The sequence below is a fragment of the Streptomyces malaysiense genome, assembly GCF_000980885.2.
GTDB lineage: Bacteria > Actinomycetota > Actinomycetes > Streptomycetales > Streptomycetaceae > Streptomyces > Streptomyces malaysiense.
This window is the reverse complement of record NZ_LBDA02000104.1, coordinates 32,761-45,314: the sequence shown is the minus strand read 5'-3', so window position 1 is coordinate 45,314 and position 12,554 is coordinate 32,761. Positions and strand designations below refer to the sequence as shown.

The 12,554-nt window shown below is 70.1% G+C and carries 12 protein-coding genes; 6 read left to right on the top strand and 6 right to left on the bottom strand.

Annotated features, from left to right (window positions below; translation table 11 throughout):
- Positions 1 to 561 precede the first annotated feature (561 nt).
- The 3 genes from VT52_RS32395 to VT52_RS32385 are packed head-to-tail and all read left to right on the top strand — an operon-like array spanning position 562 to position 2,385.
- Entirely contained in the window at positions 562 to 1,389 is an 828-nt protein-coding gene (locus VT52_RS32395) for a glycoside hydrolase domain-containing protein (protein WP_046427406.1), read from the top strand.
- A gap of 40 nt (positions 1,390 to 1,429) precedes the next feature.
- Positions 1,430 to 1,744: a hypothetical protein gene (locus VT52_RS32390; protein WP_046427463.1), complete on the top strand. Its 315-nt coding sequence runs from the start codon at positions 1,430 to 1,432 to the stop codon at positions 1,742 to 1,744.
- 20 nt (positions 1,745 to 1,764) lie between these two features.
- Entirely contained in the window at positions 1,765 to 2,385 is a 621-nt protein-coding gene (locus VT52_RS32385) for a type 1 periplasmic-binding domain-containing protein (protein ID WP_071387723.1), read from the top strand.
- A gap of 197 nt (positions 2,386 to 2,582) precedes the next feature.
- Here the strand turns inward: VT52_RS32385 and VT52_RS32380 are convergent, their stop codons facing one another.
- Together VT52_RS32380 and VT52_RS32375 are read right to left on the bottom strand one after the other, a co-directional pair.
- Positions 2,583 to 4,112 (bottom strand): helix-turn-helix domain-containing protein, encoded by a 1,530-nt coding sequence (locus VT52_RS32380; RefSeq protein ID WP_046427410.1) that lies wholly within the window; start codon positions 4,110 to 4,112, stop codon positions 2,583 to 2,585.
- A gap of 177 nt (positions 4,113 to 4,289) precedes the next feature.
- Entirely contained in the window at positions 4,290 to 4,754 is a 465-nt protein-coding gene (locus VT52_RS32375; protein WP_046427412.1) for an Lrp/AsnC family transcriptional regulator, read from the bottom strand.
- Between the two features lie 140 nt (positions 4,755 to 4,894).
- Between VT52_RS32375 and VT52_RS32370 the strand changes: the two genes are divergently transcribed.
- The gene (locus tag VT52_RS32370; RefSeq protein WP_046427414.1) at positions 4,895 to 5,344 is read left to right on the top strand and encodes a rhodanese-like domain-containing protein; all 450 of its coding nucleotides are present in this window, start codon (positions 4,895 to 4,897) and stop codon (positions 5,342 to 5,344) included.
- A 24-nt stretch (positions 5,345 to 5,368) separates the two neighbouring features.
- On the opposite strand, the gene VT52_RS32365 is transcribed toward VT52_RS32370, so the two are convergent.
- Together VT52_RS32365 and coaD are read right to left on the bottom strand one after the other, a co-directional pair.
- Positions 5,369 to 6,298 carry a DUF4232 domain-containing protein gene (locus tag VT52_RS32365; protein WP_046427416.1) on the bottom strand — a complete coding sequence of 310 codons (930 nt, stop codon included), beginning with the start codon at positions 6,296 to 6,298 and terminating at the stop codon, positions 5,369 to 5,371.
- Positions 6,299 to 6,398: 100 nt separating this feature from the next.
- Entirely contained in the window at positions 6,399 to 6,824 is a 426-nt protein-coding gene (gene coaD / locus VT52_RS32360) for a pantetheine-phosphate adenylyltransferase (protein ID WP_046427418.1), read from the bottom strand.
- Between the two features lie 279 nt (positions 6,825 to 7,103).
- On the opposite strand from coaD, the gene acnA reads away from it, so the two are divergent.
- Both acnA and VT52_RS32350 read left to right on the top strand, forming a co-directional pair.
- Positions 7,104 to 9,821, top strand: a complete 2,718-nt coding sequence (acnA, locus tag VT52_RS32355) for an aconitate hydratase AcnA (RefSeq protein WP_046427420.1) — start codon at positions 7,104 to 7,106, stop codon at positions 9,819 to 9,821.
- 95 nt (positions 9,822 to 9,916) lie between these two features.
- The gene (locus VT52_RS32350) at positions 9,917 to 10,135 is read left to right on the top strand and encodes a hypothetical protein (RefSeq protein ID WP_071387722.1); all 219 of its coding nucleotides are present in this window, start codon (positions 9,917 to 9,919) and stop codon (positions 10,133 to 10,135) included.
- A 7-nt stretch (positions 10,136 to 10,142) separates the two neighbouring features.
- Here VT52_RS32350 and VT52_RS32345 read toward each other — a convergent pair whose 3' ends face one another.
- On the bottom strand, positions 10,143 to 10,832 hold the full coding sequence (locus VT52_RS32345) for a response regulator (RefSeq protein WP_046427422.1): 690 nt from the start codon (positions 10,830 to 10,832) through the stop codon (positions 10,143 to 10,145).
- Positions 10,829 to 12,523: an ATP-binding protein gene (locus VT52_RS32340; RefSeq protein WP_240509972.1), complete on the bottom strand. Its 1,695-nt coding sequence runs from the start codon at positions 12,521 to 12,523 to the stop codon at positions 10,829 to 10,831. The genes VT52_RS32345 and VT52_RS32340 overlap by 4 nt, the downstream gene beginning before the upstream one ends.
- Positions 12,524 to 12,554: the final 31 nt, after the last annotated feature.

Here is a 12,554-nt window from a genome sequence, read left to right as displayed (position 1 = left end):
TACAGGACAGGATGAAAAAGGTTCAAGCCGCCGCCATCGATCTTGGTCCGACCGTGAACCTTGTGTACGTGGCCCCTGGTGGGGCGGGTGTTCGAGGGGTGGCCGCTCGGACGCGGGCCTCCGCGTACAAGCGCCTGGACATCGAGATGCCGGGCGGCCTCGAGAGCGATTGGCGACGACGCAGGGGCGTACGCCAAGGCCGGCGAAGGCGGCGGCGCGTACGTCGTTCTGCCGGCTTGCCGCTGCGGTTTGAGGGGGTGCGTCGGTCGCTCAGGATCAGCACCAGAGGGCCTTTGACTACGGAGACGTGTCCGCTCGTTCACGGTTTGATCAAGATGTGGACCAGTTGTTGTGAATTTACTGTGCCTTGGGTGCTTCTTGTGATCGCTGAGGGGGTTGCTTGCCTGTTTCTGGTGATCACGTTGGTTAATCTGCGATCTGTTTCGGCCACGCGGCATATGTCGCCGCGCGCCGTTCCGGGGGCCAGAACATTTCCAGCGGACGCACACGCCCGACCACCGTCGTGCGTCGCTTTTGTGCGCAACATGAAGTGGGGTAGGGGTGGCCGAGCACCGGCAGTCCAAGAAGCGCAGGTACATCACATGGGCGACCGCGGGCGCCGCCGTCGTGGCGGGCGCCGGGATCGCCGCGCAGACCTCGATGGCAGCCACCACGTGGCCCGCCCAGAAGACGTTCACCGGCCATGCCTTCGACACCTGCAGCGCGCCTTCGCTGTCCGCGATGAAGGCTTGGCACACCGGGTTCTACGGTGCTGCCGCGGTCTACGTCGGCGGCAAGAACCGTGGCTGCCGACAGCCCAATCTCACCGCCTCCTGGGTGAAGTCGGTCAGCTCGGTCGGCTACAAACTCATCCCGATCTACGTCGGTGCACAGCCGCCCTGCCAGACCAGCTCCAACCCCGAGAAGCTCACCGCGTCCACCGCCGCGTCCCTCGGCGCGAGCGACGCGGCGGACGCGGTGGCCAAGGAGGCGGCGCTCGGTATGAAGGCCGGCAGCCCGGTCTATCTCGACATGGAGCCGTACAGCATTACCAACAAGTCATGCAATGACACCGTGTTGACGTACGTCCGCGCCTTCGACAAGACCCTCCGCGCCAAGACGTACCGTGCCGGCTTCTACGGCTTCTCCAGCTCCAGCGCCAAGGCCATCGCCACCGCGAGCAACAAGACGGACCTGCCGGGCAACCTCTGGTACGCCCTGTGGGACAAGAAGTACACCACCACCACGGATTGGCCGTGGGGCTCGACCCATTTCACCGACCACAGCCGCGGCCACCAGTACATGGTCAACAGCAAAGAGACGCGGCACGGCTACACGATCACCGTGGACCGGGACGCGTGGGACGGGCCGGTCGCCATCACCGGCTGACGCGACGTAGGCATCAGGTCTTCTCGAGAAGGGGCGGGACATGAGAGTGGTCGACACGTCGGCACTCTGGCAGTACGCGGCGCGGGCGGCCTTCGCCGCGCTGCCGGTCGTGAGCATGGGACTGCTGTGTCCCGTTCCCTCCCTCGTGCTCGCGGTACGGCGAGGCGGCCGTGCGCACTGGCTGGCCTTCGGGGCGTTCAGCGTGGTCCTGGCGGCCTGGATCACCGATCTGCAGCTGACTCCGAGCGCCGGCCACGGCCTGTCACTCGCGATCGACCTGCCGCTGATCATGCTGTCGATGGTGGCCCCCTCCGTGCACGCGTGGACGGCTTGGCCGCAGCGGGTCGCCAAGTAGGAAAAGAGGAGCGACGTCAGGTGGCCAAGCAGGTCAGGCAGGTGTCACAGGCGCGTTCGGCCAAGGCGGCACCCGAAGGGAGCTTGTTCGCGATCGTGGGGCGCGCCCTCGTCTCCTGGCTGCGCGCGCTGCGCAGTCGCACCCTCGCACTCGCGGCGGTCGCCTCGGCGGTCGCCGCGGCGGTGGCGGTGACAGCGGTGCTGCTGAACCGGCACGACGACCGTCCGCCGATCCCTGACACCCGGGCCCGCCACTACACGGAGACCGACGCCTGCCTGCTCGCCGGCGACAAGGGCATCACTCCCGGGACCACCGCCGCCGAGGTCTGGCAGGGCATGCAGGACGCCTCGCTGAAGACCCACGCGCGCGTGAGCTACGCGTCGGTGACCGGGGAACAGAGCGTCGGCAACGCACGGCCGTTCCTCAACGGGCTGCTCCAGCGGTCCTGCGACGTCGTACTGGCCGTGGGACATCCCGAGGTGTCGGCGGCGGAGGAGACGGCGCCGCGATACCGGAAGGTGGACTTCGTTCTCGTCGGCGGTGACCACACCGGTGGGAACGTGACCACGGTCCGCGCGGGCGACGAGCTGCGGTCCCAGGTCGCCGGCGCCGTCGAGCGGGCTGTGAACGGCGGGGGCTGAACAGCGGTAACCCCGAACCTGAGGCAGCGCCGTCGCCGCCGCGGTCTTCGCGTAGCCGCGGCCGGTACGCCGAACCCGTGGAGCGCGGCCGGTAGCCCACCGCAGGCCCAAGTCCCGGGGAAGTCCCAGAGATGCCGCCGCACCCCTGCCTGGCTCGCTGAACACCAGGCCGGAAAGGATGCGGCGGCACCGTCGTGTCAGATGTCCCGGAAGATCTCGATCTGCGCGCCGATCGAGTTCAGCCGCTCCGCGAGGTCCTCGTAACCCCGGTTGATGACGTACACGTTGCGCAGCACCGACGTGCCCTCGGCCGCCATCATCGCCAGCAGGACGACCACCGCGGGGCGCAGGGCCGGGGGGCACATCATCTCGGCGGCGCGCCAGCGGGTGGGGCCCTCGACGAGGACGCGGTGCGGGTCGAGGAGCTGGAGGCGGCCGCCGAGGCGGTTGAGGTCGGTGAGATAGATCGCGCGGTTGTCGTACACCCAGTCGTGGATCAGCGTCTGGCCCGAGGCGACGGCCGCGATCGCGGCGAAGAAGGGGACGTTGTCGATGTTCAGGCCCGGGAAGGGCATGGGGTGGATCTTGTCGATCGGCGCCTCCAGCTTGGAGGGGCGGACCGTGAGGTCGACCAGGCGGGTACGGCCGTTGTCCGCGAAGTACTCCGGCGAACGGTCGTGGTCCAGCCCCATCTCCTCCAGGACCGCCAGCTCGATCTCCAGGAACTCGATCGGCACCCGGCGCACGGTGAGTTCGGACTCGGTGACCACCGCCGCGGCCACCAGGCTCATCGCCTCGACCGGGTCCTCGGAGGGCGAGTAGTCCACGTCGACGTCGATGTTGGGCACGCCGTGCACGGTCAGCGTGGTGGTGCCGATGCCCTCCACCCGCACGCCCAGTGCCTCCAGGAAGAAGCACAGGTCCTGGACCATGTAGTTGGAGGACGCGTTGCGGATGACGGTCGTGCCGTCGTGCCGCGCCGCGGCCAGCAGCGCGTTCTCGGTCACCGTGTCGCCGCGCTCGGTCAGCACGATCGGTCGGTCGGGGCTGACCGTGCGGTCCACCTGCGCGTGGTACTGGTTCTCGGTCGCCGCGATCTGGAGCCCGAACCGGCGCAGCGCGATCATGTGCGGCTCGATGGTCCGGGTGCCGAGGTCGCAGCCGCCGGCGTACGGCAGCTTGAACTGGTCCATGCGGTGCAGCAGCGGGCCGAGGAACATGATGATGGAGCGGGTGCGCACGGCCGCCTCGGCGTCGATCGCCGACATCTCCAGCTCGGCCGGCGGGACCAGCTCCAGGTCGACCCCGTCGTTGATCCAGCGGGTCCGCACGCCGATGGAGTTGAGCACCTCCAGCAGGCGGTACACCTCCTCGATGCGCGCGACCCGGCGCAGCACGGTGCGCCCCTTGTTCAGCAGGGACGCGCACAGGAGGGCCACGCAGGCGTTCTTGCTCGTCTTGACGTCGATGGCGCCCGACAGCCGGCGGCCGCCGACGACCCGCAGATGCATCGGGCCCGCGTAGCCCAGCGACACGATCTCACTGTCCAGCGCCTCACCGATGCGGGCGATCATCTCAAGGCTGATGTTCTGGTTGCCGCGCTCGATGCGGTTCACCGCGCTCTGGCTGGTGCCGAGCGCCTCCGCGAGCTGCGTCTGCGTCCAGCCCCGGTGTTGCCGCGCGTCACGGATGAGCTTGCCGATGCGTACGAGGTAGTCGTCTGCCATGAGGTTGAGGTTATCTCAGATATGAGATGGTGCTCGCCGGGGGGTCCATTCGAGTGATGGCGCGTCAGTGACCTGCGGGTTCAGGGGGGATGCCCCGGCGGTGGGTGATTCGTTCCCAATGCCTTCCATTACGGATTTACTCGTTTACGCGGTCATTGTCAGGTGCTCGCGAAGCGCTCAGGGGGCACCGGCGGGGCGTTCGCTCACGGAGCGCCGGGGGAGCGGGGACGAGTAGACGACGCTGGTCGTCACGGACCCCAGACCGCCGATCCGGCCCGAAACCTCCTCCAGATGGCGCATGGAGCGCGCCGCCACCTTGATGACGAAGCAGTCGTCACCCGTCACGTGATGCGCCTCCAGGATCTCCGGCATGGCCTCGACCAGGTCGTGGAACGGCTTGTAGTTGCCGTTCGGGTAGCGCAGCCGGACGAAGGCCATGATCGTCAGGCCGACCTTGTCCGGGTCCACGACCGCCGCGTAGCCGCTGATGACCCCGGCCTCCTCCAGCCTGCGCACGCGCTCGGTGACGGCGCTGGGCGACATGGAGACGGCCCGCGCGAGGTCGGTGAAGCTGGTCCGGCCGTCCCGCTGGAGGACGTCGAGAATGCGCCAGTCGATGGCGTCCAGGGATATCGCGGTCATGGTCGAGGAATAGCACGGATTCCCCGGCCGTTCGGGTGACATCGCCGTGGATCAAGCCTTCAGGGCGCCGGCCGCGGTCCGTAGATTCATGGCCGGACGGCGGCCGAGCCGTCCGCCCCGCACCCGGAGAGGCCCGCCCCATGACCACGACCGCCCCCGCCACCCCCACCGAGGCCGCCGCCCACTTCCGCGCCTCACTCCGCTTCCACACCGACGTCGCCGACGTGGCCGCCGCTCTCGCCGCCCCCGGCGGCCCCGGGTTCGTCCTCCTCGACTCCCGCTCCGCCCACGCCTGGGACCAGGGGCACATCCCCGGCGCCGTGCACCTCCCCACCGCGCTCATCCCCGAGCGGGCCCCCGGCCTGCTCGACAGGTCCGTCCCCGTCGTCACCTACTGCTGGGGCCCCGGCTGCGACGGCGCCACCCGTGCCGCCCTCGCCCTCGCCGAACTCGGCCACCAGGTCAAGGAGATGCTCGGCGGATTCGAGTACTGGGCGCGCGAGGGGTTCGCCTACGACACCTGGCAGGGCCCGGAGCGCCGTGACCCCGATCCCCTCGTGGCCCCGGTCGCGGGTGCCTGCGGCTGCTGACGCCGGCCGGGAGCGGGGCGGGTCCTACGACGCCTCGCGCGCCCAGGCCCGGACGGCCAGCTTGCCGGTCGTGCCGAGGTCGAGGTGGGGTGTGACGGTCACCGGGGCGGCGCCCTCCTTCGCCCGCACCCTGACGTACGGGACGTCGACCGCCGTACCGAACCCGGTGGTGTTGCGCCACATGAGGCCCGAGACCGCGCTCTCGCCGGGCTTCAGGACCAGCGGGCGGGCCGGGTCGTCGAATCGGGTGCCGGTGCTGATGCCGCCGCTGCCGTGGAGGACGCGGACGCCGTGGACGGGTGCCAGGTCGTCGTCCAGCAGCTCCAGTCGCGGGTAGCCGTCGAGGGCGTAGTCGTCCTTGCCGCAGTTCTCCAGGCGCAGCCCCACCACGCGCAGCCCCATCGCGGCGTCGCCCTCGTCGTTGGTCACACGGATGCCGGAGGGCGGGCACACGCCGGGCTCGGGCGGCGCCTCGCCGGCGGGCACCTTGGTCACCCGGGTGACCTTGACCCGGCTGACCGGCGACGATCCGGGGGCCGGTGCCCCCATCCGTACCGTGCCGCGCTTCGTCGCGCCGGGGGCGACCGAGCGTACGGTCTCGAAGCGGTTGTCCATCACCGCGCCGCTGCCCGTGGTGAAGTCGAACAGGACCGTGTACGTCAGCGCCCGGGAGCCGCTGTTGGTGACCTCGTACGTGGCCGAGACCCCGGAGCCGGCGGCCGGGAGCGGATCGGCGTGCACCAGGTGGCCGGTGGGGGTGGCGCTCGGCGTGGCGGTGGGGATCGTCACCGAGGTGATCCGGACACCGTCCACGGGCGGGTCGGAGACGGGAACCGCGGAGCCGGACCCGGGCGTCGGTCCGGCCGCGCCGGGAGCGCCCGCGTGTTCGGATCCGCACGCCGTGAGCAGCAGCAGCGCGGCGACGGCCGGGAGGAGTGAGGTGGCATTGCGCATCCCCGCATCCCATCAGCGCCGCAGGCTCCTGGCCATGGTGGAAGCCACAGTTCCGGCCACCGGCGGGAGCCGGGCCCCGGCGCGGCCGCACGCGCCCGCCCTACGCGCCGCCTCCCGCGTCCCGGCCCAGCGCTGTGACGAGGCTGGAGGAGACATGGGCCAGCGCGGGATCGGCGGGAACGAAGAACGTCTCGACTCCGGCCAGTTCACGGTTCATGCGGGCCATCGGCATCTCGTAGTCCAGGTCCTTGGCGTCGCGGACGCCGCGGACGACGACATCGATCCCGGCCCGGCGGCAGTAGTCGACCAGCAGGCCGCCCGTGTGGGAGTCGACCGTCACGTTGCCCAGACCGGTCGCCGCCGCGCGGAGCCGGTCCAGCCGCTCGGCGACGGGGAAGCGACCGGTCTTGTTCGCGTTGAACATCACGCAGGCGACGACCTCGTCGAACAGGAGAGAGGCGCGGCGGAGGACGTCCTGGTGCCCCTGCGTGACCGGGTCGAAGGATCCTGGGAAGAGGGCTCGCATGACTGGACAGTAACAACGGGCCCGCCCCCCGGGTGGCGAAATGCCGGAACGGCCGAATCGGGACCAGCCGGTCCCGCCGCGGCCGAGACGTACCGGCCCGGCATGACCATCCGGCACCCATGTACTAGAGTTATCTCGACATCGAGATATCTGCCGAGGCGCACCGTAGCCGCCACCCCGGTAAGGCGAGGCTAACTTAGCCTGACCTTACCGGACCGGCCAAACCGGCGTGGCGGCAGGATTGACGGTGGTACGCGCACATCAATGAAGGAGACTGTCGTGTCGGCGAACAGCTTCGACGCCCGCAGCACGCTGCAGGTGGGCGACGAGTCGTACGAGATCTTCCGGCTGGACAAGGTGGAGGGCTCGGCCCGCCTGCCGTACAGCCTCAAGGTCCTGCTGGAGAACCTGCTCCGCACGGAGGACGGCGCGAACATCACCGCCGACCACATCCGTGCTCTCGGCGGCTGGGACTCGCAGGCCCAGCCCAGCCAGGAGATCCAGTTCACGCCGGCCCGCGTGATCATGCAGGACTTCACCGGCGTGCCCTGCGTCGTGGACCTCGCCACCATGCGTGAGGCCGTCGCGGCGCTCGGCGGCGACCCGGCGAAGATCAACCCGCTCTCCCCGGCCGAGATGGTCATCGACCACTCCGTCATCGCCGACAAGTTCGGCACCAGCGACGCGTTCAAGCAGAACGTCGACCTGGAGTACGGCCGCAACCGCGAGCGCTACCAGTTCCTGCGCTGGGGCCAGACCGCGTTCGACGACTTCAAGGTCGTCCCGCCGGGCACCGGCATCGTGCACCAGGTGAACATCGAGCACCTCGCCCGCGTCGTCATGGTCCGCGACGGCAAGGCCTACCCCGACACCCTGGTCGGCACCGACTCGCACACCACCATGGTCAACGGCCTCGGCGTCCTCGGCTGGGGCGTCGGCGGCATCGAGGCCGAGGCCGCCATGCTCGGCCAGCCGGTCTCCATGCTGATCCCGCGCGTCGTCGGCTTCAAGCTCACCGGTGAGCTCCAGCCCGGCACCACCGCCACCGACCTCGTGCTCACGATCACCGAGATGCTGCGCAAGCACGGCGTCGTCGGCAAGTTCGTGGAGTTCTACGGCGAGGGCGTGGCCGCCACCTCCCTGGCCAACCGCGCCACCATCGGCAACATGTCGCCGGAGTTCGGTTCCACCGCCGCGATCTTCCCGATCGACGACGAGACCCTCAACTACCTGCGCCTGACCGGTCGTTCGGACCAGCAGGTCGCGCTGGTCGAGGCGTACGCCAAGACCCAGGGCCTGTGGCTGGACCCGAAGGCCGAGCCGGACTTCTCCGAGAAGCTGGAGCTGGACCTCTCCACGGTCGTCCCCTCCATCGCCGGCCCGAAGCGCCCGCAGGACCGCATCGTCCTGGCGAACGCCGCCGAGCAGTTCAAGCAGGACGTCCGCAACTACGTCGACGTCGTCGACGAGGCGGGCCAGGAGTCCTTCCCGGCCTCCGACGCCCCGGCCGTCCACCCGAACGGCGGCCCGTCCAACCCGGTCCAGGTCACCGCCCCCGACGGGTCGACCTACACGATCGACCACGGCGCGGTCACCGTCGCGGCCATCACCTCCTGCACCAACACGTCCAACCCGTACGTCATGATCGGCGCCGCCCTGGTCGCCAAGAAGGCGGTCGAGAAGGGCCTGTCCCGCAAGCCGTGGGTCAAGTCCACCCTCGCCCCGGGCTCGAAGGTCGTCACCGACTACTTCGACAAGGCCGGCCTCACGCCGTACCTGGACAAGCTGGGCTTCAACCTCGTCGGCTACGGCTGCACCACCTGCATCGGCAACTCCGGCCCGCTGCCGGAGGAGGTCTCCAAGGCGGTCAACGAGCACGACCTCGCCGTCGTCTCGGTCCTGTCCGGCAACCGGAACTTCGAGGGCCGGATCAACCCCGACGTCAAGATGAACTACCTGGCGTCCCCGCCGCTGGTCGTCGCGTACTCCATCGCGGGCTCCATGAAGGTGGACATCACCCGTGACGCCCTGGGCACCGACCAGGACGGCAACCCGGTCTACCTGAAGGACATCTGGCCCTCCGAGGCCGAGGTGAACGAGGTCGTCGCCAGCGCCATCGGCGAGGACATGTTCAACAAGTCCTACCAGGACGTGTTCGCCGGCGACGCCCAGTGGCAGTCGCTCCCGGTCCCGACCGGCAACACCTTCGAGTGGGACGCCGAGTCCACCTACGTGCGCAAGCCCCCTTACTTCGAGGGCATGGGCATGGAGCCGGCCCCGGTCGAGGACATCTCCGGCGCCCGTGTGCTGGCCAAGCTGGGCGACTCGGTCACCACCGACCACATCTCCCCGGCCGGCGCCATCAAGGCCGACACCCCGGCCGGCAAGTACCTCACCGAGCACGGTGTGGAGCGCCGCGACTTCAACAGCTACGGCTCGCGCCGCGGCAACCACGAGGTCATGATCCGCGGTACGTTCGCCAACATCCGCCTGCGCAACCAGATCGCGCCGGGCACCGAGGGCGGCTACACCCGCGACTTCACCCAGGCCGACGGCCCGGTGTCCTTCATCTACGACGCCTCGCAGAACTACCAGGCCGCCGGCATCCCGCTGGTCGTCCTGGCGGGCAAGGAGTACGGCTCCGGTTCGTCCCGTGACTGGGCGGCCAAGGGCACCGCGCTCCTCGGCGTCAAGGCCGTCATCGCCGAGTCGTACGAGCGCATCCACCGCTCGAACCTCATCGGCATGGGCGTCCTGCCGCTCCAGTTCCCGGAGGGCGCCTCGGCCGAGTCCCTCGGTCTGACGGGCGAGGAGACCTTCTCCTTCGCCGGTGTCACCGAGCTGAACAACGGCACCACGCCGCGCACGGTCAAGGTCACCACCGACACGGGTGTCGAGTTCGACGCGGTCGTCCGCATCGACACCCCCGGTGAGGCCGACTACTACCGCAACGGCGGCATCATGCAGTACGTGCTGCGCGAACTTGTCGGTTCTTGACCTGATGTGAACGAGTGCCCTGCCCCTGCATCTCGCGCGCGGGGGAGGGGGCGGGGTACTCGCGCTCCACGCTGCGGAAGACATCGCCTGCGACCGTGATCGCAGGCGGTCTGTTCCCGGAGCGGAGCCGCGCATCCTACGACGACGAAGAGCCCCGTACCTGGTACCAGGTACGGGGCTCTTCTGTCCTTGCGAGCGTTCGGCGAACGAGCGCCGCCAGCCGACTGGCTCGGCTGGACAAGCCGCTCGGCGTCGGCGTCGGCTTCGGCACCACGGCGATCCTCGCGGCGCTCACTCCCGCCGCTCTGCCCTGATCCCGGCTCAGTGCGCGGCGCGGTAACGGTGCTCGGGGCGTCCGGTGGCTCCGTAGCGCAGTTCGAGCCGGACCATGCCCTCCTTGGCGAGGTAGGAGAGATAGCGCTGGGCCGTGGCCCGGGAGACCCCGGTGCGTTCGGCGGCCTCGGCGGCCGACAGGGCGTCGTGCGTGGTGCGCAGGGTCTGGTGCAGCAGGGCGACGGTCGGCGCGGAGTGGCCCTTGGCGGGGACGCGGGGTACCGCGGGCGGGCGGGCGGCGCTGAACAGGGCGTCCACGTCGGCCTGGTCGGTCTCCGGGACGGTACCGAGGGCGTCCACGCGGTGCTGAAGCTCGCTGTAGGCGGTGAGCCGCTCGGCGAGGTCGGGCGCGCCGAAGGGTTTGACCAGGTAGCCGACGGCGCCGAGTTTCATCGCTGTCCGAACGGAGGTGATGTCCCGGTCGGCGGTGATCATGATGGCGTCGGGCCGGTCGCCGCCCGAGTCCCCGTTCAGGCGGCGCAACACGTCGAGTCCGCTGCCGTCCGGCAGGAATATGTCGAGCAGCAACAGGTCCGGGTGGAGGGTGCGCACCGCGTCGAGCGCCGCGTCCACGGTCGCCGCCTGGCCGACCACCTCGAAGCCCTTGACGCGGGATGCGTAGTCGCAGTGGATGCGGCTGACGCGGAAGTCGTCGTCCACCACCAGGGTCCGGATCACCAGCGGTCACCTCCGGCGGTGCCGGTCGACGCGCCGGCCGGCACCGCCGGAGCCGTCGTGAACAGAGCGCCCTGCGGAGCCGGCGCGGTGTCGGGCACCGGCAACGTCAGGCTGAAGACCGCCCCCGGTCCCTCGCTGACCGTGATCGTGCCGCCGTGCCGCTGCACCAGCCGGTGGACGAGGGCGAGTCCGAGGCCGCGCCGGGCCGTGCCCCGGTCCGGACGGGTCGACCAGCCGTCCTCGAAGATCGACTCGCTGGTGCCCGGCGGGATGCCCGGCCCGGTGTCGGCCACCTCCACCCGCACCACGTCGACGGTTTCGATGATCGACAGCCGCACTTCGCAGCCGCCCGGCCGTGCCGGTCCGGTCGCGGCCGCGTCGATCGCGTTGTCCAGCAGGTTGCCGACGATGGCCAGCAGCCGGCGCAGATGCGGCGGGTCCTCGCCCAGCGCGGAGTCCTCGCTGAGGACGATCCGTATCCCGCGTTCCGCCGCCACCGTGGTCTTGGCGACGATCAGTCCCACGAGCAGCGGGTTGCCGATCCGTTCCCGTACGGACTCGGTCAGCGCCTGCTCGGCGCCGGCCGTCTCGACGGCGAACTCGTAGGCGGCGTCGTGGTCGCCGATGTCCAGCAGGCCGGCCACCGTGTGCATCCGGTTGGTGAACTCGTGCTGCTGGGCGCGCAGCGCGTCGGTGAGCCCGCGCACCGAGTCCAGTTCGCGCAGCAGCCCGATGAGCTCGGTGCGGTCGCGCACGGTGACCACGGCGCCCAGTTCGCGGCCGTGCAGGGTCACCGGCATCCGGTTGACGACCAAGCAGTGGTCGTCGGTGAGCACGCTGATGTCGTTGCCGGTCAGGGTGCCGTCCAGGGCGCGGCGCAGCCGCCCGTCCGGCAGGACCTCCGCCAGCGTGCTGCCGAGCGCGGTGCCGATGCCGAGCAGTTCGCGGGCCTCGTCGTTGACGACCGTGATCCTGCCGTCCGGATCGAAGGCGACGACTCCCTCACGGATGCCGTGCAGCATCGCCTCGCGGTCCTGCAGCAAACCGGCGATCTCCTCCAGTTCCAGTCCGAACGTCGTCCGCTTGAGCCGCCCGGCCAGCAGGAACGCGGCCGCCGAGCCGAGCGCGACGGCGATGGCGCTGTACAGGCCGAAGGTCGGCAGCTCGCGCCACAGCTCGCCCAGCACATAGTGCTCGGGAATGCCCGCGGACACCTCGCCGACCAGCTTGCCGGTGGGCCCGTACAGCGGAGCCTTGCCGTTGGCGGACCGCCCGGTCGCGCCCTGGTCGGTGCCGACGTGGGGCCTGCCGTCCAGCACCACGATCGGATCGCCCGTCGGTTCGCCGACCAGCGTCGGGTCGGGGTGGGAGTGGCGGACGCCGCGCAGGTCGAGCACGACCACGTACGACGCCCCCGACGCCTTGCGGATCTGTTCGGTCACGGTCTGCACCACGTCGCCGCCGCCCCCGTACTCCATGGCCTGCCGGATCTGCGGTTCGGCGGCCGTCGTCTGCGCGATGTCCAGTGCCCGCTGCTCGTAGGCGCGGTCGATCTCGCCCCGCTGCGCGAAGGCGAACAGCACGAAACCGATCAGCCCGGTCAGCGCCAGGATGGCCAGCTGGTTGGCCAGAATCCGCGCGGAGAGCCGCCCCTTCCTGCCACGTCCGCCCGGGATACGGATGGGTTTCACCAGTGTTCCTCGCGTCTCTCGCCTGTCGTAC

What these genes read in the sequence shown, in the direction of transcription:
- VT52_RS32390 (WP_046427463.1), top strand. Translation starts at nt 1,430, where the DNA reads ATGAGAGTGGTCGACACGTCGGCACTCTGGCAGTACGCGGCGCGGGCG.
- VT52_RS32365 (WP_046427416.1), bottom strand. Translation starts at nt 6,298, where the DNA reads ATGCGCAATGCCACCTCACTCCTCCCGGCCGTCGCCGCGCTGCTGCTG.
- VT52_RS32375 (WP_046427412.1), bottom strand. Translation starts at nt 4,754, where the DNA reads ATGACCGCGATATCCCTGGACGCCATCGACTGGCGCATTCTCGACGTC.
- coaD (WP_046427418.1), bottom strand. Translation starts at nt 6,824, where the DNA reads ATGCGAGCCCTCTTCCCAGGATCCTTCGACCCGGTCACGCAGGGGCAC.
- VT52_RS32380 (WP_046427410.1), bottom strand. Translation starts at nt 4,112, where the DNA reads ATGGCAGACGACTACCTCGTACGCATCGGCAAGCTCATCCGTGACGCG.
- VT52_RS32370 (WP_046427414.1), top strand. Translation starts at nt 4,895, where the DNA reads ATGACCACGACCGCCCCCGCCACCCCCACCGAGGCCGCCGCCCACTTC.